Here is a 21,392-nt window from a genome sequence, read left to right on the forward strand (position 1 = left end):
AAATCTTGGCCCTTTATATAAATCAGCCACCATGGCATTTTTTATATTTTAGACCAGAACCACATGGGCATTGCTCATTTCTGCCCACCGCACCAAACAACTGATTGATAGCGGACTTCGACGCTGTATAGGCGAGTTGAGCAATGTAGTTTGATTGGTTTTCAAGCTCCTGACGCTGCACGCCAGTTAGCCCGTCAACATACGGATCTAAACGTCGCATCTCTGCAGAGGCATCACCGTGTTGCCCGCATAATGCGAGTATGACCGCATACTGGCTTCGGGTTTGAATCAGCCTGTGTACCAGTCCAGTTTCATTTACAACGCGTAAAACGTGCTGCTCCATGACCTCCCGGGCACCCTCATAGTCTTTCATTGCGACAAACTCATCAGCTAGGTCCTGCCCAAGTCGCACCATTGACTCCGGAGCGCCAGCCATATTGTAGAATTTCATCGAATGGATACGGAGAAATGGCGTTGGCTTCCCCAGCGCTTCGCGGACTCTGGCGAGCAACTCCAGTGCGTCAGCGAGATGTTTGAGATCTTCCTGAACATTCTTTGGACGGTTGATAATTGTCCACAACACATCCGGGTTTTTACCTATTACATCTTGCGGACGGATACCGAGCAGCTCGTAATAGCCTTCAATAACTTTCCAGCACAACGCTTCCGCTTCTTTGTTCTTTTTTAGCTTCCACAGCGCGATAGCATGGTTATAGTCAAAAATGCGCTCATGCTCAGAATCCGGTAGTTTGGGCCGGGCTTGATCTACAAGCACCTGAACCTTGCGTGCATCGCGCTCTTCTGTTGCGCACAGTATTCTTTTCATCGCATAAGCGATTTCTTCGCGGTGGGTGAATTTGTGCTCGGCGAGGAGCTCACCCATAGCCTCTACCCGCTGAGTAATTTTTTCAGAATGGCCATCTCTAAGTTCAGAGAAAACAAGCCCATCCAGCGCCCAGAATTTATGAACAGGTTCAAGCGTGTCTGAAATCGATGCGCGCTCCAGGTTTGCTAGTATGTCGACGGTGATACCCATTTCATAAAACAGCTCTTCGCCGGAAAGTGCGATGAGGGTCATAACGTCGTTGAGCTTGATATAAATCTGGGTTAACAGCGAGAATCTAGAAGTGTCGCGGGTTTGGTGAAGGCTCTCAACCAAAAGCTCTTTCAAAGCCATCAGTGCGTTATTTGCAACCGCCGGGTCCATAAGCTCTAGGTGCTGCAGCCCTAGTGCCCTGACGGCGTCATGTACTTTTAGCGTCTGGTACCCAAGCATCTCGACGGTTCCGGTAGCCCGCATCTTTTTGAGCATGGTGGCTGCACCACTTTTGGACAAGTCCAGTGAGCTGGCTAGAAGCACTAAAACTTCATCAAGACGCAACCCCACGTCAGCCAGGCTGAACAATGCGAGCGAATCCTGAACTAACTTCTCGAATCCCTGATAAACACGGGCTAGGATGATCTCCTGAGCGGTCTCTACGCTATTTTCTTGCTGCTGAAGCTGAGCGCACAGCGCATCAACATCGCCTTCGTATTCTGAAACCGCAATCTTCGCGGCGCTTTCAACATAGAGCGGCAGACCACCGGTATAAGTCTGCAGTTGCTTGTAGCTTTGGGCGGTGGCAAAACCTCCCAGATCGTCCACTGCTGCGGCCACCGTATCAATATCCCAGCCCAGAAGTGCCTCGCGCTGTAGGCCCGTAACAGCTTCAAGTTCGCGCACGTTGTCGTGTGGCTGACACAGCAGGATGAAACGCATGCATTTGGTAGCATTCAGAACATCGCGCAGATTTTCCATAGGAACCCGATGCGCATTATCTAAGACAAGCAGCAGGGTGGTCCCTTGCTGATTTAGGAATGTGTCAAACGTTCTAAGGGCCTCGTAGCCGCTGGCACCCGGGAGCAGGATTTTCCGCAGGCCATCCTGACCCGGGGTTGCAAATTTCGCTGCCAGCTCACGAACTAGTGTGCTGGCCAGTGCAGTGCCTGGGAGGTCACCGATGTCATAGTAGGCGCACAGCTCGGTGTAGTGCAGAGCAGAATGCGCTGCCCACGCCGTCTTGCCTGCGCCGGATAAACCGCAAATGATGCGTACACGCTTGTCGGACTCAAGAGATGGCTCCAGTTTCTGTGGTCTGTAGAATGCTGGGGGCGCGGGAAAATCTTGTAACTGAACGATCAACTGTTCAAATAGCGCAGGAAGGTCTTTGGCGTGAAACGCATGCTGTTTATTTGGGATGCTTCCTGTGGCAGCAAGCTGCGCCAGTCCGGCCAGCTTCCAGATCAGTGAGTCCGGGCGCAGCAATGAAAAGCTCAGCTTCTCCGCTTCAGCTGTACACCATATCACTGCGTCAGGTATTGACTCCCACGCGGGCGGGAGTGCCGGATGGCGTTCAGAGGTAGACAGGGGCCAAATGAAAAGAACATCAGAGGGCAGTTTCTTAGCATCGATAGTCTGCTGGAGCTGCGCGCTTGGTGACTCGTTCGCAACGATAACAAAGGAAGCCTGGCCGTTACGCTTCCCCTCAGCATGCTCTTTTCTCAACGCATCAAAGCGATCTAGAGCGCCCGCAATATCGCTGGGTATGATTGGCTTAGAACGAGTTTTAACCTGCACATAGATTCTCTCCTGCTCGGTAGAAAGCTCAATATCCTCATCAAGTTCAACCATCACCACATCAATGCCGGCCGTCTGCGCCAATAGCAAACAACCGACCGCATAGAGATGCTGATATAAAAAGCCTCTGTGTACCGCTTCAATGCGTACTAGCTGAGCGGCATCCAAGACATATGTGGTGTTTCTTTCATCACTTCCCTGCACTTTGAACTACCCCTGGCTCTGTCGACACTTCTGGGCACTGACCGTTGGCTAATACTGCCAAAAGCTGCTGCCTGAATTTTGTCCGCGCTGTCTGGCAGCTATTTGATCGATAACACTCTTACACGGCCGGCATATATCGGCCGATACTGCTAGTTAATAACGACAAAAGTTGATGTGTCAGCAGCCGATCAGTCGCATCTATCTACCCCTCCACATACATCTAGTCGTATGGCAGCCGATAGATCATTTCGCCGATTCTGAAGGCCAGTCTTCTGGAACTAGCGCGGGTGGCTTGGTCCACGGATCTTCAACCAAAGCTTCTTGGAACCACTGCTCGCGCAAGTTTGCATGTTCAGTAATGATTAGTTGAAAACCTGGAACCTCTTCTTGAGTGAACTTCAGCAACAACTCGAATAGCCGGCGAACCGCATTGAGGTCGGCGTCGGCTTCCGTCTTCTGCACCGAACCGTCAGCATCCTGGTAAACTTGCTCAGAAGGAAAGTAAACCTGGGTTGGTTGGTCAATCAGCAGGAAACGTGGGATTGGTCGATTGTTCTGCACCGCGAATAGGTGAAGGGCGAGTAGTGCAGACAGATGGTACGCCAGATGGTTTTCGCCGCCGCCGGTCCTGCCCATAGGTACTGGGCGCTCGGGCCGATCAAAAATAATCGTCAGTTGAGGCAGACTTAGCCGCGCGGGGTAAGGACCGAATTCGGCGTGAAACTTCTGGATGTATCGTGACATCTGCGCGGAGATGTTGTTGAGGATCGACGTTAGGCGTTCGTTACTGTCATCCGTCCCGATTTGCTCCTCAAGTTGCTTGACCTTGTTGTTAAGGCGGCGACCCTCAGCTTCTAGATTAGCAATATCCTCATTTGGAAGAAGCGTTTCCAGGAACAGGCTGATACGGCCGACTACGCGTGCTGCAGCATTATTGCGCGAGCCCATCTTGGCGAGAAGTTCGTTGGCTGAGATCGCCGAGGACAACTCCACTTCCTTCTGCTTGATTTCATCTTTGATTGCGTCCACGGTGCCGGCCAGTTCCGTCAAGTAGGCTTCGAGCTTAGGACGTTGGCCAGTGGCGACGCGCAACTCCTTGTCGAGCGATGCCAGTTCGTTGAGAAGGACAACGGCAACTGGGGATCCTAACCCCAGGTTCTTCTCGCTGAACGGCCATTGCCATTCCCCGCTGTCTGGATTCTTCGGCAGGGCTTTGATCGACGCCAACCGGTCTATCTGTTCGGCGGCCTCATTTTCGTAGCCGCCCGAGCGTTCGGCAAACTGTCGCGCCGCATCAATCCTGGCCTGGGCGTCCCGGCGATTGCGGCGCAACTGGACAAGTTCCTCTTCCAGAATCGAAATCCGGCTGCCATCGTCGTCAGGTACCGTTTCGGGCTTCCAAGACAGCGCAGACCTCAATAGCTCTATGATCCCGCCTGCATTGAGATTCTCGTCGGTGGTGCCAATGACCCCGACTGTCTTTGCTTCCGAATAGAGGCCGATCGCCTGCACATGCGATGTATCAACGGCGCCGCGTGCCAGTTCCAGTTTCTTCTGGTTAACCTTTAGATCCCGCTGCGCCAAGCGCAACTTGGACTCTAGTTCGTAGCGGTCGCTGGACGAGACGCCGAGTAGGATCGGTAACGTGTCACGGATCGCCTGCGGTTGGAACTGCTCGTTCTGCCGGTAGAAAAGTTGGTCTTTGTTGGCGACCAACCCTTGTTTCTGGAACAGGTAGTAGAACGTGTGCTTAACGTTGGCGTCGTAGCTGTTGCGACTATGCCCCAGCGCGACTTCGGTGCGGTTCTCGGGAATGCCGAGCAGGCGCGACAACAGTTCGACGACGCTTTCATCGTCAGTGTTAATTGCCAAGTCCTTAAACTCGGGGGCTTGCAATTGGGCGCCTCTGCGTAGCATTGCCGTACTGCAACTAGCGCCGCTACCAGAAGGGGTTGGTTTTGCAACCAGCACCTGCTCCTTCTCGAACTGGTAGATAACTGCGAACCAGGCCACCTTGTCACGAATGATGCCCTCGGGGACGTTGAACGAAGATCGCCCCATGCAGTATTCGATGATTTCTGAAAGTGCAGATTTGCCGGTGGAGGAACGACCGGTGATGACGTTGAGTCCGTCTACCTTGAATATGAGGTCACGACGCTGGCCATCATGGCTGTAAATATGGATGGATCTGATCTTCATGGGCGAATCCCGAAAGTCGTGTAAACGGTCGCCCGGTCGGCGATACGTGCGAATTCCCTTCCTACGACGCGCGCCACTTTCTGGCAGGCGACGGTTTCGGCAGTTCCATCGACGGACTTACGTACTTTCTTGGGCACGGTTCGAATGCGTCCATCATCCGCGACGGCGATGCAGCCCCTTTCCATCAGAAGACCGAACCCCTCGAAGGCATAGGGGAGCATTTCCGTGACCCGGTCGGGGAAGCCCATCATGATTTGTTGGTTCTTCTCGACGGTCTTGAGTAGATAGCTGCGTGGGCTGCTGGCGATCACCTCTCGTGAGTCCTTGTGCAGGCTTAAGGGCAGCACGAGAAGCGACATCGAGAAGGGCATGCCGCGGTCGTCTTCTTCTTCGTAGCCGGCAAGGGCGCGAAATATGACTAAGCCACAGAACGCCGGGTTGAATAGGTTTCGAACCTCGAATGGGCGATGATCCCATCGCTTCACGATGCCACCTCCAGTACGTTGTCAAGACGGTCAAGGAATCTGGGATGCCAGTACACTCTGGGCTGGGGAGTACTGTCGGCCAATATGTGGAAGCTTCCACGAAGGACGTAGGGCTCCGTCACCCGCGCACGAATTCGCAGGGACTCTATCTTCCCGGTTTCAAATTCCGCCCAATTGTAAAGTTCAGCGCCGGCTTGGCGAAGCGCATCTTCCGCGCTGTCGTCCCCCAGTCTCTCGAAAATGACATCCTTATAGCGGTCCCACTCATCGGCCAAGCGATTCTCGTAATCCTCGACCTCTCCCAGCACAAGAAGGCTTTCGCGAGCCCAGGCCGACCGTTGTTCGAACGCCCGGTAATAGTCCAAGATCGCATTCCTGATTCGGTTAGCTGAAATGCCGATCTCGCGCAGCTGCGCCACGAACAGGCGCGGATCCGCAGAGATGTCGATGTTGTCGGAGGGAAGTTTTCCGCGGAAGGTGATAGGCAGGTTGTCCGCCTTATACTCCTCGGCGAAGTTCGAGAGCTTGTCCGATACTTCGTAGCCAAAAATTCCTTCCGGCCTAGTGCCCGTCAGCTGCTTGATCACGACATCCGTCCACCAGCCTTCCAGCCGCTCGAAAACGAACTCTCGGTGCTCACGCCGGATGCTTCGCATGTGCTTGTCCCTTATGAGCACAGGAATGTCACCGATGCGCGGGCTGCTATCGAAGATCAGGATACGCTCGAGGAAATCCTGCTTTTCGGTATCATTCAGTTCCTCGAACGCCGCAGAAATCGGAGCGATGAGTTTCGATGTCGATGCCGAAAGTGCCTTTTTGGCCAATTCAGTCAGAGTTTCTTCATCGTCGGAGGGGGTGGGCTGATTGGAAAGAAGACGGGATAGGAACGAGTCGGCCGACACCTTGCCGGTTGTGAATAGGAAGAACCGCAGGTTCGATGCAGCGCGGCCATCACATTTGTACCGCACCAACCAGATATTGACGGACTTCCAGAAGTCGGTCGACAGATCAGTCAGCCTGTCACCGATTGCCTTGTGCTTGAGTGAGCCCAAAGACTTGACGCCTTTGCGGTCGATAAAATCGAGGTCGTCATCCTTTTCTAGGAAAATGGACGTGTCCTCCGGCAGCTGGAGCAAATGGAGTAGAGCGAGACGCGCCTGATAGATGTATCCCAGGCCTTGCTCGCCGGCTGAGAACTTGTCGGTAGATGTCCCGGCCATTCAAAAGTCCTTTTTTAGATTTTCGAGAGCGTAGCTGAGGTTGCGTCGGGCCATGGCATATTTTCCTATTACGCCATGTCTTCTATGTTCCGCCCTCGAGTGATTAAAGCCGCAGGCCCGTTCTCCAGTGCCTATCTTTACCCAGATAGTAGCAAAATGCGCCGGCAAGTCCTCTAAAAGGTGACATCTTAATTATCTTGCAGCTTTCACGAATGCGATTGGCCGGTAGAGGACACAATGTCGAAGAGTCAGCTTCTGGCCGGAAGCGGACGCTGGTACAGGGAGCAATCGACCAGGGCCGGACCAGAAAACCCGGTGAATCTCAAAATTACATGGCGGGTATCTACGATGATGCAGTTATTCTCCTAGAGCTCCAATCGCGTAGGCTAGGTCTACGGTCTACGCTGAAGTTGCCAGATTTGTGAATAGGTAGGAGAGGCCTGAAGCGAGCCGCCGCGCCTGCAGTAAATGGACAAGCGCCCAGGCAAATCGCTTGATTCACGAGTCACGAGCAACTCAAGTAACCTCTTAAGCTAAAAAATTCAACACTGAGACCCTTTACACGAAATTATATGGGAGTAGAATCGCGTTTAACGAAACCATAATGAGCGTTTACTATGCCGCAGTCTAGTCGTAAGGCCATTGCTGAATTGATCATGCAAAATATTCCTCGTGATCTCCTGCTGGGCATCGATGAAGGCCTGAATGTGGGAGCCGCTCGTGCTTTTACTGCGGCCAAAGCCATGCACAGTGGCCATGTCAAACATGCAGTTGGCCAAATGCGTAGTTTCCATATGAACGAGACGTTCAACGAGGCACTGATCGCCAGTGGAGCGGACTCCACTCCGATCAAGGGTAACAGCCTTGTTATCGGGCGTTCCGGTATGCTGACTTTGGCTCGTTTCAACGTATCCGCTCGTACTTGGAATAACGGCCGTCGTAGCGCAATGCGACGCCAGCTTGCCCAGGCAAACCAAGCCATTGAACAACTGGTTCAGCCTGGCCTTTTCTCACCGACGCCGATTACCGGAGCGAGCGTTTTCTTTGTGGCATCGTTTAGTGGTTCTATGTCGTTTGAGCCCGAGTCTCCGCAAACGATCTACATTGCCGTGCCTGACAAAGACATGAAATCCTGGATTTTCCAAGAGCCGCTCGCCAGCTTCTGCTCTCGCTACTTTGAGGTCGAGAATCCTGTTCAACAAGACATGGCTCAACCTAAACTCAAGCCGGGCGTGGCAGCGGAAACTCGGAAAAATCAATCATGAGTCGAGGAGTCAATGGCTTCCAGTCGGGCCGCCTGAGTCAAGCTCTCGCGGCCCGACGTCTTCCTCAAGTTCAGCTCGCTGCGATGATTGGCGTTTCGCCAGCGACTGTCAGTAAATGGCGCGCAGGGCATCAGGATCCGGAAGCTGACGCGCTCGAGCGCCTTGCTACCGTTATCAACGTAAGTCCTGAGTGGTTTACCCGACCACTGCCGGCTAAGGCATCTCTTCCTCTATTCCGAAGCAACGCTTCGGCGCATGTCGCTGCCCGGCAGATGTTGGAGGCACGACTGGAGTGGGCCCAAGACATCTCAATCGCCCTGGAAGAGTTCGTTGACTTCCCTGAGGTCAAGCTGCCGGTGAGGAGGTTCGAGTCGCCTGAACAGATCAGCGCTTCTGATATAGAAGAGGCCGCTTCTGATTGCCGAGATCTTTGGGGCCTGGGTAGGCGAGCCATCCCTGACCTTGCGCTAGCGGTTGAAGGTGCCGGGGTAATCGTCGTCCGCGAAGAGACAGGCATCGCCCCTATAGAAGGGCTATCAGCCTGGAGTGAAGCGCTGAAGAGACCGATGGTTCTGCTATCTGCAGACAAGGCAAATGGATTCCGCAGCCGGTTCGACCTGGCTCATGAGCTCGGACACTTGGTACTGCATAAAGGCATAGAGCGGTCCACCGATCCAGTTCGTCACAAGCAGATGGAAGATCAGGCGCATAGCTTTGCTGGGGCTTTCCTGCTGCCTGCTGAGACCTTTGCTGCTGAGGTGAAAACACCTGTCACCTTGGATAGCTTGCTGCTGCTCAAACAGCGCTGGGGGGTCTCGGTCGCTGCAATCGTGATGCGCCTTTATGCTTTGGGAGTCATTGATCAGGAAGAGAAGTCTCTTCTCTTCAAGCGCCGCTCTGCACGTTGGGGAGTGAAGTCTGAACCAGGTGACGAGGGTCGTGTTCCTGAGCAACCTCGTCTTCTCAAGAGAACCTTCGAACTACTCGCTTCGTCAGGTGTTCTGCCTATCGAATCAGTCCCGAGCTACATCGGCTTGGCTGCATCTGATATCGAGAGTTTGACTGGCCTCCCTGAAGGTTACCTGTCTCAAAGCGGTGTGGTGTTGTCGCTCACTAAGCTGAAGGCCAGCGTTGCCCGCGATCCATCCCCTGTTGCGAACGACTTCGGCGCGACCGTTTTGCCTTTCTATCGACTCTGATGCATAGATAGGCATCCAACCTTGCTTGGATGCCTTTTGCCATGCAGCAATATTCTGGCTTTCCTGTTCAGCCAAGACCGGCTTCTAAGTTAAGTTCGTGTCGTCGAGTCTGGCCAAAAGCCTTAGCGTGGGGCGTTCGGACAAGTGCCTGTTGAGCTTGGCAATGGCTTATCCTTTTTCATGCACCGGAAAAACGAATGAGCCTCCTAGGGAAAGCTAGGGCAGGGTGCTTCCAAAGGTGAATTTACATGCGGGGATACTGTGATGATTGAGTTCGATCTAAATACTAACGACGCGGAAGCCCTTCTCAGGCACGCCAGAAGCTATATCCCGAAGACAGGTGATATTCGGGAAGATGCTCGTTTAGCTGATGCACTGGAAGATCTGGCTGAGGCGATTGAGCGTTCTCTCACTCCAGAGGACTGATCGAGTCGTAGCGTACTGGTTGGAATAATAGTCCGGAAGGATTGCAGCCGGACTGGCTGATGTCATTGCTTCTGAGACTCAGCAATCTTGTTTTCTAAGCGCATCACAAACTCAATAAGAGTCAGTCCAAAAACCTGACATACATCCCGTAGTTGGATCACATCAAGCCGGCGTGATCCGCGTTCGATGTCGCTGACAAACGATTGGGGCCGGTCTAGCGCCTTTGCGAAATCCGCCTGAGTCAATCCCGCTTCTGTGCGGCACTCCTTGATCAGCATAAGAAGGATAGTGGTTTCTGGGCGATATAGAGATTTAGACACTGGCGACTCCGTATGGACAGAGCGCAAAGGTATTATGTATATTGACATATCTGATATCCAGATAACCAGATATTCAAAGAAATGGCAGATGAAGATTCATTGCGTTGACGCACATTTTTTAGTGGTTCGGTTCCTGAAACGCAGAATCTTTACCGCACCGGTTCTGGCGAGTCACCTTACATGCCTGATCAAGAAGGCCACCTGATGAGCGATGGTTTGTGCACAGCAGAGCGACTTCTTTTGCAGAAAGCTGAAGATTTTTGCTTTCCTTTTTCAGTTACGGGTTTTTTGTTTGACGCTGTGCTGTTGGGCAACGTGTGTTTCGGTAAGGTTTATCGCCACGCCAACGCTGATCCGGTCTCAGGACGATTCGTGGATGGCCATTTAATACACACTTCCACAATTGCGGGCTTTACTGATCATGGTGGGTTCATAGCGATCACAACGCTGAACAGTATCTACGTATGCGTTACGACCGTCGCTGAGAGGTCGGCGTTTATAGCAGAGATCAGATCGTTACCTAAACCAACCTATCACTAGTCAAGCTTTGCTCTCCTGGCTGGATCTACGCAGCGTTCCAAGCTGAGGTTGATATTTTCGCGATGCCCATTGACGAGCCCTAAAAGGTTCGTTAATATCTGAATACCGGATAAGCAGATATATAGGGCGGCGTTTATGACTGACGAGAACAGCACAGTAATCGAAATTGATGTGGTTCAGGGCAAACACGGTGTGGCTTATTTTGACGCTATGGACGTTTGCCAAGCATACAAAGTGAGCGTCGCGGAGCATCTCTCCGCATTGGAGTCTTGGAAAACTAAGTTGGGTGCTCTCAAGATCCATCCTGAGCTGGACGCTGGAGGAGACACGGTGTGGATTCCGGTTGTACTGCTTGCTGCCTTTCTCATCTCAGTTGGAGCTGAAGAGCACACCGAGACGAAGCACTCCATCTCAAGCAAGACATTGATGGCAGATTTGGCAGAAATGCCTGAGGAATTCGTTGGCTTCATCAGAAGCCAATTTCTAAGCATCGGTGAAGCGATGCCCAAGCTTTAACCATGAGTGAGTACGCTCGCAGTGAAAGGTACTAGCTCTGAGCAAAACCGCTCGCTGTCCAGCAGGATATTTGAATGGCAGTACGTCTCGAATTTTTGACTCAGGACACGGCTGAAGTTGAACTGGCCAGACGTTACTGGGCGATGGATGCGGAAGGCCTTTTTTTAGAGAAGGTGAAAGATCTGGTACCTTTTCGTGACCTAACCCAGTCGAGTTTTCTGAGCATGCGAGTTCGTAAATACTGCATAGCTTACGATGAAAACCAATTTTGCAGACAGTGTGGCGGCATGGTTCTGGTGACCAAACGCACTGAGCCGAAAAAAGTTCTCCAGATGTCGGATCGCCCTTGTAGTGAGTGTGAGAAGCGCACTAATGAAAGGGAACTGCAAGAAAGGCAGACCGTTCGGGAAAAACTGCAACGCCGTGTAGATACGTACAGTTATCAGGTGAGATTCGAAACGATTTCATATGAGCGGCTGTCCGACGACGTGTGCCTACTGTTGTTAGCCATCGACGCGCTGATCACGCCGAAGCTGGCAAATGGCACGTTCAAAGAACGCGAGTGTGAGGCGCTCTCACCCATAGGATGCGAAACCTATCTAAGAAGTCTTTATGAGCAAAAAATCATAAGGGATGACCCAGCGGCAGCGTGTAAGGAAGCATATTTCTTCGAAGATGGACAGTTAAGGATGCGGTGGGATAAGGCAGATTTCTTTTTGCTGCCTGATGAGATGAGCGGGCGGGGACCTGTTGCTTTAGAGAAAGTTACCGAACGTATATTTACTGACAGCGAAGCATTGTCCAATCTTTGGCTGGATTTTGCTGTAAGCGACGTGATCCGATATCTGGTAGACCAGTGTCAAACCTATAATCTTCCTTTGCAATCTGACAGCATTGTAAAAATTAAGGGCATAGTTAGACAAGGGTTACGTATTTATAGCGTGTCGCAACTTTGGTCCGTAGTCTGGAAAATTGTAAAAGACGCAGCGAGTCTTGCGAGCCGTGAGTATTACAACCGCACCAAAGCTGCGGCGACGATACCGAATAAGATCATAAGACAGCTTGAGAAAGCTGAGCAAAATGGCGGCATTAACTACAGCTGGCATCGGCCTGAAAAGCATATTGCTGGGTCACTTGGGATGATGTTTTTCAAGCATTTTGAGCTGAATGAATACACACCAGGATCGGAAGCGTTAAATAGGTTGTCCTCATTGGGGCATCAATCAACTAAGCACGGATGAGAAACCGCAGGCTTCCGCATCGATATTTACTCAAAAAGCGATAGGACCTGACGCATTTTAGCTGCGCTGGGCCAGTTTTCAGACCTGATTCGGGCGGGGAATTGGGCAAAACTGACTTGAAAAAGGCTATAAAGCGAGCCCGCTCAGGATGAGATCGCCTCTTCGCTGAGAGCGAAGCGACGGAGTCGCTAGCCGAAGCGGCTAGATTTGATGTCAAACATAAGCCGTACTCGATACATATCGAGTACGGCCGTCGCCCCCATACTCGGTCATCGAGTATGGGGGCGTTGTGGACATTCGCGCAAAACGAGCAAGTTGCCGAACGTAGGTGAGGCGACTTCAGATTTGTGTGATATTGCCAAAAAAGCGAGCGTGAAACGGTCGATTTTGACAACGCCTATTCGCGAAGCGGCTTATCATTTGACATCAAAAAATGGGTTGGTGTGATGGTGAGGATAAAGCAGGGTTGAAGTCATTCTTCCATGCTATGCATGGCTGATATTTGTATAACCAACTTTGCCTCGGCTGTATACTTGTTTTTGCTAAGTTAGCGTCTCATTATAAGAGCTTCGGCTTATCGCCATAACAATAATAAGAACGGTAACCTATGAACGAGCAAACCAAGAAAAGATATAGCAGCCTTGCTAGGCATTTTTATAAGCATCACATGAATCACGCGCCACTGAGTCTTGGCAGTATTGCAAAAGAGTTGATTAAAAGCGCAGCAAAATTCAGGCCTGACTATTTTAGAATATTGAAGAATGCATTGTCTTTCGATTTACAAAGCAGGGGATATTCAGAAGCAGCGATAAAGATCAAAGCGATTGTAAATCCTGTTACAGTGAAAGGTAGCACATTAACTAAAAAGCCAAAGCTTGCGCGCGCAAGATCATGCTCGAACGTAGACTTGTTGCAGTTGGCGAATCACCTGTTCAACGCTGGATATTATGAGGAGTTTGCAGCAATTTCGCTGATCAGTTATACCGGCGCCAGACCGGCTGAGCTCCATGCCATGCAGATAGATGATAATGTGCTATTTATTGAAGGCGCAAAAAAGACCGAAGATAATGTGCGAGGAGCTGACCGCGTTTTAAAAATAAGTAACTCTAGTGCCCAAATGGTTATTACGGACTGCATTCGCATTCTGAAAACATCCGAACGCTCTATAGATGCCATCAGGCATCGACTGCGTATAGAGGCTGGGAAGGTATGGCCACGCAGGAAGGTGCTTCCGAGTATGTACTCTATAAGACATCAAGTTGGGGCTGATTTGAAAGCATCCAATCTAGCCCCGAAGGTGGTCGCTTATATCATGGGGCATCAGTCAACTAACTCAATTATGCGATATGGGGACAGGCGTCAAGGCGTCGCTGGGAGATTGGAAGTTGAGCCGGCACAAGAGTCGGATTTGAGCAATGTGAGAGATAAAATCAAATCTAAAAGTGGAGAGCTGGTTGTGAACATGCTGCTCAAGGATAGCTAGCAGCAGGGTGCGAGTGTCAGATGTCACCGCTACTTTGTTTGCATTGGGCTACATTGAGTTCAAGAAAGGGTTAGGGCATGACGGATGACGCTTATTCGGACCATGTGTTAAATAAAGCCGTAACCAGGATCTGCATAGCCCTTGAGCTTGAACAGTGGGAAAACGAGATCCTGGTGGCCAAAGGCGCATCGCAGTCCGGTGTTCTAGGCGGAGATCAAATGCAGTTCCCAAGGACAGCCGCGATGATCACGCTAGTACAAATTTATCAGCTGTTGCTAGCGATAACGGGCGCTGACGCAGCCGCTCGGTGCTGGTTGCGTACGATGAACGACGTGTTGGGAGGCGCTCCGCTGGATTTGATGAAAACCCATGAGGGGCTCGAAATTGTTCTGCATTATTTGGAAAGTATTTCGCTTCGGTAATTAAACCGTTGCTAGCCCGAAAGCTCGCGCTGAAAGCCGTTGTATGCATCTCGGGTGTGCTTCTAGGCTTCATCCAGCCCGGCAGTCCTACCCAGAACTCATTTGTAGAGGGTTTGAATGGCAAATTCCGTAACGAGTGCCTGAATCGATCCTGGTTCAGAACGATGGATGAGGCCCAGGTGGAGATTGATTTATGGTGGGAGCATTGTAGAGTTAGTGAGTAGCTTGGCTGGACTCTATATGACCTTTTTCTATAGCTGATAAATACGCTACCAGAGCTCTTGGTACTTCGATAAGCAGGAGGTCTTGAGCGAAGCTCTGGTTTTCATAAGCTTTATGGAGTATGCCGACAGGCAAGCCTACCAACGTTAGCGTGTATCGTCGCTGATCATATGCACTGGCTTTGGGTAATCTTAATTTGAGGACATGATTAAACGCATCCTCTATCACCATATTCATGGCTGTTGAATATGGTCCGAGTTTCTCAAATGCAGGGTGGGCCATTACCAGATAGTCTGGATGGGCGTGTATGTACTTTAATAATGGCATTGCTAATATCTCAATGACCTCTTCTACCGTGAAGCTGACCCATTGGGACTCTTGGACCTCTTGTGCTTTACAGACTATTGTTTCCAGCGACTGCATGTGCCTTGAGGCGAGGGCTTGCAATATCGCGGTTTTATCTGGGAAAAAATGGTAAAGGGATCCTATTGACGTCTCGGCTTCTAACGCTATGCCGTGAGTAGTCAGATTAGCGGGGCCATCTTTTATCAGGAGCCGAGCGCAGCCATCGAGAATGAGTTCAGTACGGAGGTGACCACGAGACTGTTGCGCGACGCGCTGGCTTTTCTTATTCATGTATAGTTGTTTTTTATTTAAACGCTATAGGGCAGGCTTTGAAATCTGCCCTCAGGTCTACTGAGTATCCTATATCGAATAGCAGTCCTCTGTTCCTTCATGACTTTCGTTTGAGACTTACTTAAGGTCCAAAAGAAGGATGTGCTTTTTCGCACATCCCCTCCTAGCTTTACAGTAAAGGCATCAATTTTAATCTGGAAATTAACTGATTTTCGCATAGATCTTCGCGTGCGGCCCGTTCACCTGTGACTCCCACGCCTTGGTCGTCTCTGCGAAGTCGAATTCCGCATAGTCCACAGTAATATTTTCTGTTGCAGATATATCAAGCAAGCGTTCCCATATCTTGCGACGATCTGCCGGGGGGCGTTGGCCGGTGCCGATGCATGACAGGGTTCGGAACAGCAGGTCAGCGATGTCCAGGTTGAGTTGCCGTCCCGCTCCGGTGCCGACGGTAACAATGCGCGCACCCCATCGCGTTGCCTTCAGTGCATTGAGCATTGGTTGGCCGCAGACCAGATCAAGCACCACATCATAGCCTTCACCTGCTTCAGCTTTGAGCGCGTTTACATCTGTATCGTCGCCTTTAAGGCATACAGTAGCGTCGGCAATGCCACGTTCTTTCAGTCGCGCCAGAGCTGCTTCGCTTCTACCGGCCGCTACGACCTTGCCTGCTCCCAGATAGCGCGCCAGTTGCAGGGCAATCTGCCCCAGTGTGCCGGTACCACCGAGAATTAACACGGTCTCGCCAGTCTGTATTTTTGCCGTTTCCAAAGGAATAAGCGCGCCGGTTGCGGCGATACCCATAGTAATAGCGGTGCGGTCATCGATATGGTCTGGCACTTCCCACACCTCCTCGATGGGAACAAGCGTGCGTTCTGCCCAGGCGCCATATGGCAATACCGAGCGTTCGCCAAAATACACGCGCTTGCCCTCTGCTGTGCGGCCTACACCTTCGCCGCGGATGACGCAGGGATAGGCGATGCCAAGCCGATAGGCGCCTAGTACATCCCAGCCGCCGAGGCCGGCGGTATCAACGTTGATCAACACTGCTCCGTCCTGAGCTTCTGGTTCCTTAAACTCTTGCATAACCGGCAGGGCGCCGCGCTCGGTAATGACAGCTGCTTGCATTGTTATCTCCTGTTGCAGTGCCTGGTCACGAACAAACTCTTGCCCAGGCGCTGGCCTCTATTGTGAGCTGTAGTCAAATAATATTCTGTAGTAAGATTGGGATTCTGTCAAAAGAATAGAATGGTTGGCGTGATGACGGTCGATCACATCCCGCCCTGACCCTCGCGCCTAGACTATGGACAACTGATGAGTTGGTTACATAACAGCAAAGTGCAGTTCAAAATTTACAAAGGTCCAGCGGCTGGCTGGGGCGCACTACTGAGTGTTACTCATGCGTGGCTTACCAGCGAGCAACCGATAAAGAATATCAGGGCGCTGCTTCGGACGAATCAGCAGGGTGGCTTTGATTGTCCCGGTTGTGCTTGGGGAGACTCCCCAGAGTCCGGTACGGTTAAATTCTGTGAAAATGGGGCCAAGGCAGTTAACTGGGAGGCGACCAGCCGGAAGGTAGACGCGGCATTTTTTGCCCGGCACAGCGTTGCTCAGTTGCGCGAGCAGAGTGACTATTGGCTGGAGTATCAGGGGCGCCTGACTGAGCCGATGCGCTATGACGCAGAGACTGATCGCTATGTCCCTATTGATTGGGACGCCGCCTTTGCGCTCATTGCCGGTCATCTCCAGCATCTTGAGTCTCCGGATCAAGCTGAATTTTACACTTCGGGGCGAGCCAGCAATGAGGCAGCTTTTCTTTATCAGTTATTTGTTCGTGCCTACGGTACCAATAATTTCCCCGACTGCTCGAATATGTGTCATGAGGCCAGTGGGGCGGCACTTAACGCTAGTCTGGGAACCGGCAAAGGCACAGTCACGCTTGAGGATTTTCAACACGCAGACGCTATTTTCGTTTTAGGACAGAATCCAGGCACCAATCATCCGCGAATGCTCGAGCCACTGCGGGATGCCGTCCAACGGGGGGCAGAAGTGGTGTGTTTCAATCCACTCAAAGAGCGCGGGCTGGAGCGGTTTCAACACCCGCAGAAGATGTCTGAAATGCTCACAAATCGTTCTAAGCCAATGCATACCGAGTTCTTCCGACCTGCACTGGGGGGCGATATGGCCGTGCTGCGGGGCATGGCAAAACATTTGCTGGCGTGGGAGCGTGATGCGCAACGCAGGGGCATAGCCGGTGGGATGGACAATGAATTCATCAATACCCAGACGGACGGCCTTATCGCCTATCTGGCCGTTCTGGATGCAACCCCCTGGACGCATATCGTTGAACAGTCAGGGCTGACATATGCTCAAATCGAGCAAGCGGCGAGACTCTACAGCGGTGCGTCCAATGTTATTTTTTGCTGGGCTATGGGTATCACGCAGCACCATCATGGCGTGGCTACCATTCAAGAGATTGTCAATTTGCAGCTGTTGGGCGGTAACGTTGGACGCTTGGGAGCCGGGCTGTGTCCGGTCCGTGGTCATAGCAATGTTCAGGGTGACCGGACCATGGGTATTAACGAAAGGCCGACCCAGCAGTTCCTTGACCGCCTGGCGGAAACTTTCGCTTTCGAACCACCCCGGGACTCAGGTCACAACACAGTCGAAGCCATCGGGGCCATGTTGACCGGCTCCGCTCGTGTATTTGTAGCTCTGGGGGGTAATTTCGCCCAAGCCACCCCAGACAGCAAGGTGACGCATCAGGCGCTTAGCAGCTGCGATCTGACGGTACAGATCAGCACCAAGCTCAATCGAAGTCATTTAATGGTGGGTAAGGAAGCGTTGATCCTGCCGTGCCTTGGCAGGACCGATATTGATCTACAGGCAACGGGTGCTCAATGCGTCACGGTTGAAGATTCCTTCAGTATGGTTCACGCTTCTTTTGGCCAGCTTGAGCCTTCGTCTGATCAAATGCGCTCGGAGCCCTGGATCATAGCCGGTATTGCTGAAGCCACGCTTGGGAAAAAGCCCGTTGATTGGCACGCCATGCGTGACGATTATCGGTTGATTAGAGAGGCGATCTCGCAGACTCTACCGGGGTTTGAGAGTTTCGAGCAGCGCCTTGCAGATCGTGGTGGCTTTCATTTGCCCAACTCAGCCAGTGAGCGCAATTGGCAGACAAGTACTGGAAAAGCGCAGTTTTCTGCCAATGTGTTGCCTGTCAGCCTGATTCACGAAAAGGTGCTTGCCAGCGGGCGGGTGCATGACTTGGTCGTGCAGAGCCTGCGTTCTCATGATCAGTACAACACGACTATCTATAGTCTAAATGATCGCTACCGGGGCGTTTCCGGGCAGCGCGAAGTATTGTTCGTGAACCAGAAGGATATCGATAGGCTGGGTTTTGAGGCGGGCCAGAAAGTAGATCTTGTTTCCCTGTGGGATGACGGTGTAGATCGCAGAGTGAAGCGTTTCACGCTGCTTCCCTACGATATTCCGCAAGGGCAGGCTGCCGCTTACTATCCAGAAATCAATCCGCTGGTGCCACTGGATAGCTACGGGGTTGGAAGCTTTACGCCAGTGTCGAAGTTCATACCGATCAGGCTGGAACGCAGTACAAACGAGCAACGACCGCAATGGGTCTTCAGTTAGAGATTAGATAGTTGTGGAAGGTGGCAACCAGCACCACCTTCCACAAAGCGTTACTAGTCACGTTCCACTGCCAACGCAACTCCCTGGCCGCCACCGATACACAGCGTCGCCAGCCCCTTCTTGGCATCGCGCCGGGCCATTTCATGGAGCAAGGTTACCAATACTCGGCAGCCGGATGCACCGATGGGGTGCCCCAAGGCGATAGCGCCGCCGTTGACGTTGACCTTCGATAAGTCCCACTCCAGCTCTTTACCCACCGACAGGCATTGAGCGGCGAAGGCTTCATTAGCTTCGATCAGATCCAACTCAGCGATAGACCAGCCGGCTTTGGCCAGGCATTTCTTGCTGGCGGGCACCGGTCCGATACCCATGATCGCCGGATCGACCGCAGCGCTGGCATATCCCTTGATACGCGCCAGTACCGGAAGACTCAACGCCTTGGCCTTGTCCGCCGTCATAAGCATTACGGCCGCTGCGCCGTCATTCAAGGTCGAGGCGTTGCCAGCGGTGACGCTGCCGTCCTTTTTGAACGCCGGACGCAGGCCTGCCAGGCTGCCTTCAGATGTCTCGGCACGGGGTTGCTCGTCGGTATTGAAGGCAACGGGATCGCCTTTGCGCTGGGGAATCATCACTGGGGTGATTTCATTCTGAAAGCGTCCGGCATTGATCGCCGCATTGGCGCGCTGCTGGGAAAGCAGGGCATAGGCGTCCTGATCTTCGCGGCTGACCTTGTATTGGCTTGCCAGGTTTTCAGCGGTGATGCCCATGTGATAGTCGTTGAAGGCATCGATCAAGCCATCCTTCAGCAGGCTGTCCTCAATCTGGGCATGACCCATGCGCAGGCCGGTGCGCACTTTAGGCAGTACGTAGGGTGCCAGGCTCATACTTTCCATGCCGCCGGCAATGATGATCTCGGCGTCGCCACAGCGGATCGCCTGGATGGCCATGTGGACGGCCTTGAGACCGGAGCCACACAGTTTGTTCAGCGTCAGCGCGGGGGTGCTGAACGGCAGACCGGCATTGATCGCCGACTGGCGGGCCGGGTTCTGACCACAGCCAGCAGACAGCACTTGGCCAAGGATGACTTCATCAACCTGGCTGGCGTCCAGACCAGTACTGCTCATTAATGAACGGATGACGGTGGCGCCCAGTTCAACCGCTGGCACATTCGCCAGCGAGCCTTGAAAGCTGCCGATGGCGGTACGCGTTGCTGCGACAATGACGACGTCTTGCATGATCTTTTCTCCAAAAAAAACGTGGCTACCATAATGGTAAGCCACGTAAAAACTTCAACGGGCAGCATTTCCAGAGCAGCTTGGTTAGCTACTCCGGAAACCAGTGAGCCTACCCCGCAGGGCAGGCTAGTATTTGCTGTGGTATTGCTCGGTCAGCACCGGACAGCCGGTTGCATCCTGCAATGCCTGGACGGTGATACCGGGCGCCAGTTCGAGCAGCTCCAGGCCGGCGTCAGTAATGTCGAGCACGGCGAGATCGGTAATGATCCGGGTAACCACACCCAGCCCCGTCAGCGGCAGGTCGCACTGCTTGAGAATCTTCGGGCTGCCGTCTTTGGCATTGTGCTCCATCAGCACCACGACGCGCTTGACGCCAGCGACCAGATCCATCGCGCCGCCCATGCCCTTGACCATCTTGCCGGGGATCATCCAGTTGGCCAGATCGCCTTTCTCCGATACCTGCATCGCACCCAGGATCGCCAGGTTGATATGTCCGCCACGGATCATGGCGAAGGAGTCGGCATTGTCGAAGAAGCTGCTGCCGGGCAGGCTGGTAACAGTCTGCTTGCCGGCGTTGATCAGGTCTGGATCGACCTTATCGTCCTCGGGGAAGGGGCCGATACCGAGCAGACCATTCTCGCTCTGCAACCACACATCCATGCCTTCGGGGATGTAGTTGGCCACCAGCGTAGGCAGGCCGATGCCAAGGTTTACGTAGAAGCCGTCAGACAATTCCTGAGCAGCTCGTTGCGCCATTTGTTCGCGTGTCCAGGCCATGATCAAGCGCTCCGTGTGGTACGTTTTTCGATACGTTTTTCCGGATTGGCATTGAGCACAATCCGCTGCACATAGATTCCCGGCAGGTGAACCTGATCGGGATCGAGCGCACCGGTTTCGACGATTTCCTCCACCTCGACAATGCAGATCTTGCCGGCCGTCGCCGCCAGGGGATTGAAGTTGCGCGCGGTCTTGTTGAACACCAGATTGCCGGATTTATCAGCCTTCCATGCCTTGACCAGGGCCACATCTGCCGTTAGCGCGGTCTCCATTACATACCACTCGCCGTTAAACTGGCGGGTTTCCTTGCCTTCGGCGATCAGCGTGCCGTAGCCGGTCCGGGTATAGAAAGCCGGAATCCCGGCGCCACCGGCGCGCAGCTTTTCCGCCAGGGTGCCCTGAGGCGTGAATTCCAGCTCCAACTCGCCCGACAGATACTGGCGCTCGAACTCTTTGTTTTCGCCCACATAGGACGACACCATCTTGCGGATCTGGCGGGATTCGAGCAGCAGCCCTAGCCCAAAACCGTCAACGCCAGCGTTGTTGCTGATAACCGTAAGATCCTTTTTCTGCGTATCGCGCAGGGCTTCGATCAAGGCTTCAGGGATACCGCACAACCCGAATCCGCCGACCGCCAGGGTCATGCCGTCGTCGACAAGCCCGGCGAGGGCCTCCCGAGCGTCAGGATAGATTTTGTTCATTGTTATAGATGCTCCTCTTCCCGTTAAGGTGTG

General features: G+C 52.7%; 18 protein-coding genes and 1 pseudogene. 9 read left to right on the forward strand and 10 right to left on the reverse strand.

Features of this window, described 5'->3' with window-relative positions; all coding sequences use genetic code 11:
• Nucleotides 1-22: 22 nt before the first annotated feature.
• From DT594_RS01705 to DT594_RS01720, 4 genes are all read right to left on the reverse strand, one after another.
• Complete coding sequence (locus tag DT594_RS01705) at nt 23-2,821, reverse strand: dsDNA nuclease domain-containing protein (protein WP_149331091.1); 2,799 nt, start codon at nt 2,819-2,821, stop codon at nt 23-25.
• A gap of 243 nt (nt 2,822-3,064) precedes the next feature.
• A complete protein-coding gene (locus DT594_RS01710) occupies nt 3,065-5,020 on the reverse strand; it encodes a DUF3732 domain-containing protein (protein ID WP_149331092.1) in 1,956 nt (651 codons plus the stop codon).
• Nucleotides 5,017-5,505 carry a three component ABC system middle component gene (locus DT594_RS01715; RefSeq protein WP_149331093.1) on the reverse strand — a complete coding sequence of 163 codons (489 nt, stop codon included), beginning with the start codon at nt 5,503-5,505 and terminating at the stop codon, nt 5,017-5,019. Before DT594_RS01715 ends, DT594_RS01710 begins: the two co-directional genes overlap by 4 nt.
• Nucleotides 5,502-6,725, reverse strand: coding sequence for an ABC-three component system protein (locus tag DT594_RS01720; RefSeq protein WP_149331094.1), 1,224 nt, complete (start codon nt 6,723-6,725; stop codon nt 5,502-5,504). The genes DT594_RS01715 and DT594_RS01720 overlap by 4 nt, the downstream gene beginning before the upstream one ends.
• Before the next feature lie 617 nt (nt 6,726-7,342).
• Here DT594_RS01720 and DT594_RS01725 point away from each other — a divergent pair.
• The 3 genes from DT594_RS01725 (at nt 7,343) to DT594_RS18910 (ending at nt 9,615) form a co-directional block, all read left to right on the forward strand.
• Entirely contained in the window at nt 7,343-7,990 is a 648-nt protein-coding gene (locus tag DT594_RS01725) for a hypothetical protein (protein ID WP_149331095.1), read from the forward strand.
• Complete coding sequence (locus tag DT594_RS01730) at nt 7,987-9,189, forward strand: ImmA/IrrE family metallo-endopeptidase (protein ID WP_149331096.1); 1,203 nt, start codon at nt 7,987-7,989, stop codon at nt 9,187-9,189. Before DT594_RS01725 ends, DT594_RS01730 begins: the two co-directional genes overlap by 4 nt.
• Before the next feature lie 264 nt (nt 9,190-9,453).
• The gene (locus DT594_RS18910; RefSeq protein WP_178091348.1) at nt 9,454-9,615 is read left to right on the forward strand and encodes a hypothetical protein; all 162 of its coding nucleotides are present in this window, start codon (nt 9,454-9,456) and stop codon (nt 9,613-9,615) included.
• Between the two features lie 62 nt (nt 9,616-9,677).
• Here the strand turns inward: DT594_RS18910 and DT594_RS01735 are convergent, their stop codons facing one another.
• Nucleotides 9,678-9,935, reverse strand: a complete 258-nt coding sequence (locus tag DT594_RS01735; RefSeq protein ID WP_149331097.1) for a helix-turn-helix domain-containing protein — start codon at nt 9,933-9,935, stop codon at nt 9,678-9,680.
• A 675-nt stretch (nt 9,936-10,610) separates the two neighbouring features.
• On the opposite strand from DT594_RS01735, the gene DT594_RS01740 reads away from it, so the two are divergent.
• The 5 genes and pseudogenes from DT594_RS01740 to DT594_RS01760 form a co-directional block, all read left to right on the forward strand.
• Nucleotides 10,611-10,991, forward strand: a complete 381-nt coding sequence (locus DT594_RS01740) for a hypothetical protein (RefSeq protein ID WP_149331098.1) — start codon at nt 10,611-10,613, stop codon at nt 10,989-10,991.
• Nucleotides 10,992-11,065: 74 nt separating this feature from the next.
• Entirely contained in the window at nt 11,066-12,232 is a 1,167-nt protein-coding gene (locus DT594_RS01745; RefSeq protein ID WP_149331099.1) for a hypothetical protein, read from the forward strand.
• 607 nt (nt 12,233-12,839) lie between these two features.
• Complete coding sequence (locus DT594_RS01750; RefSeq protein WP_149331100.1) at nt 12,840-13,715, forward strand: site-specific integrase; 876 nt, start codon at nt 12,840-12,842, stop codon at nt 13,713-13,715.
• Between the two features lie 77 nt (nt 13,716-13,792).
• Complete coding sequence (locus DT594_RS01755) at nt 13,793-14,137, forward strand: MbcA/ParS/Xre antitoxin family protein (RefSeq protein ID WP_149331101.1); 345 nt, start codon at nt 13,793-13,795, stop codon at nt 14,135-14,137.
• A gap of 56 nt (nt 14,138-14,193) precedes the next feature.
• Nucleotides 14,194-14,343: pseudogene (locus tag DT594_RS01760) on the forward strand (integrase core domain-containing protein); the annotation flags it as partial.
• A 7-nt stretch (nt 14,344-14,350) separates the two neighbouring features.
• On the opposite strand, the gene DT594_RS01765 reads toward DT594_RS01760, so the two are convergent.
• Both DT594_RS01765 and DT594_RS01770 read right to left on the reverse strand, forming a co-directional pair.
• A complete protein-coding gene (locus DT594_RS01765) occupies nt 14,351-14,995 on the reverse strand; it encodes a TetR/AcrR family transcriptional regulator (protein WP_149331102.1) in 645 nt (214 codons plus the stop codon).
• Nucleotides 14,996-15,196: 201 nt separating this feature from the next.
• Complete coding sequence (locus DT594_RS01770) at nt 15,197-16,123, reverse strand: quinone oxidoreductase family protein (protein WP_149331103.1); 927 nt, start codon at nt 16,121-16,123, stop codon at nt 15,197-15,199.
• Nucleotides 16,124-16,309: 186 nt separating this feature from the next.
• Here DT594_RS01770 and DT594_RS01775 point away from each other — a divergent pair, with 186 nt between their 5' ends.
• The gene (locus tag DT594_RS01775; protein ID WP_149331104.1) at nt 16,310-18,646 is read left to right on the forward strand and encodes an FdhF/YdeP family oxidoreductase; all 2,337 of its coding nucleotides are present in this window, start codon (nt 16,310-16,312) and stop codon (nt 18,644-18,646) included.
• Nucleotides 18,647-18,699: 53 nt separating this feature from the next.
• Here the strand turns inward: DT594_RS01775 and DT594_RS01780 are convergent, their stop codons facing one another.
• From DT594_RS01780 to DT594_RS01790, 3 genes are all read right to left on the reverse strand, one after another.
• Nucleotides 18,700-19,881, reverse strand: a complete 1,182-nt coding sequence (locus DT594_RS01780) for an acetyl-CoA C-acetyltransferase (protein WP_149331105.1) — start codon at nt 19,879-19,881, stop codon at nt 18,700-18,702.
• Nucleotides 19,882-20,007: 126 nt separating this feature from the next.
• Nucleotides 20,008-20,658, reverse strand: a complete 651-nt coding sequence (locus DT594_RS01785) for a CoA transferase subunit B (RefSeq protein WP_096346500.1) — start codon at nt 20,656-20,658, stop codon at nt 20,008-20,010.
• A 2-nt stretch (nt 20,659-20,660) separates the two neighbouring features.
• Nucleotides 20,661-21,359 (reverse strand): CoA transferase subunit A, encoded by a 699-nt coding sequence (locus tag DT594_RS01790; RefSeq protein ID WP_149331106.1) that lies wholly within the window; start codon nt 21,357-21,359, stop codon nt 20,661-20,663.
• Between the last annotated feature and the right edge of the window lie 33 nt (nt 21,360-21,392).

Origin of the sequence: Halopseudomonas laoshanensis (assembly GCF_008365385.1) — a bacterium.
Classification (GTDB): domain Bacteria; phylum Pseudomonadota; class Gammaproteobacteria; order Pseudomonadales; family Pseudomonadaceae; genus Halopseudomonas; species Halopseudomonas laoshanensis.

What these genes read in the sequence shown, in the direction of transcription:
- DT594_RS01710 (WP_149331092.1), bottom strand. Translation starts at nt 5,020, where the DNA reads ATGAAGATCAGATCCATCCATATTTACAGCCATGATGGCCAGCGTCGT.
- DT594_RS01720 (WP_149331094.1), bottom strand. Translation starts at nt 6,725, where the DNA reads ATGGCCGGGACATCTACCGACAAGTTCTCAGCCGGCGAGCAAGGCCTG.
- DT594_RS01725 (WP_149331095.1), top strand. Translation starts at nt 7,343, where the DNA reads ATGCCGCAGTCTAGTCGTAAGGCCATTGCTGAATTGATCATGCAAAAT.
- DT594_RS01730 (WP_149331096.1), top strand. Translation starts at nt 7,987, where the DNA reads ATGAGTCGAGGAGTCAATGGCTTCCAGTCGGGCCGCCTGAGTCAAGCT.
- DT594_RS18910 (WP_178091348.1), top strand. Translation starts at nt 9,454, where the DNA reads ATGATTGAGTTCGATCTAAATACTAACGACGCGGAAGCCCTTCTCAGG.
- DT594_RS01740 (WP_149331098.1), top strand. Translation starts at nt 10,611, where the DNA reads ATGACTGACGAGAACAGCACAGTAATCGAAATTGATGTGGTTCAGGGC.
- DT594_RS01745 (WP_149331099.1), top strand. Translation starts at nt 11,066, where the DNA reads ATGGCAGTACGTCTCGAATTTTTGACTCAGGACACGGCTGAAGTTGAA.
- DT594_RS01750 (WP_149331100.1), top strand. Translation starts at nt 12,840, where the DNA reads ATGAACGAGCAAACCAAGAAAAGATATAGCAGCCTTGCTAGGCATTTT.
- DT594_RS01755 (WP_149331101.1), top strand. Translation starts at nt 13,793, where the DNA reads ATGACGGATGACGCTTATTCGGACCATGTGTTAAATAAAGCCGTAACC.
- DT594_RS01765 (WP_149331102.1), bottom strand. Translation starts at nt 14,995, where the DNA reads ATGAATAAGAAAAGCCAGCGCGTCGCGCAACAGTCTCGTGGTCACCTC.
- DT594_RS01770 (WP_149331103.1), bottom strand. Translation starts at nt 16,123, where the DNA reads ATGCAAGCAGCTGTCATTACCGAGCGCGGCGCCCTGCCGGTTATGCAA.
- DT594_RS01775 (WP_149331104.1), top strand. Translation starts at nt 16,310, where the DNA reads ATGAGTTGGTTACATAACAGCAAAGTGCAGTTCAAAATTTACAAAGGT.
- DT594_RS01780 (WP_149331105.1), bottom strand. Translation starts at nt 19,881, where the DNA reads ATGCAAGACGTCGTCATTGTCGCAGCAACGCGTACCGCCATCGGCAGC.
- DT594_RS01785 (WP_096346500.1), bottom strand. Translation starts at nt 20,658, where the DNA reads ATGGCCTGGACACGCGAACAAATGGCGCAACGAGCTGCTCAGGAATTG.
- DT594_RS01790 (WP_149331106.1), bottom strand. Translation starts at nt 21,359, where the DNA reads ATGAACAAAATCTATCCTGACGCTCGGGAGGCCCTCGCCGGGCTTGTC.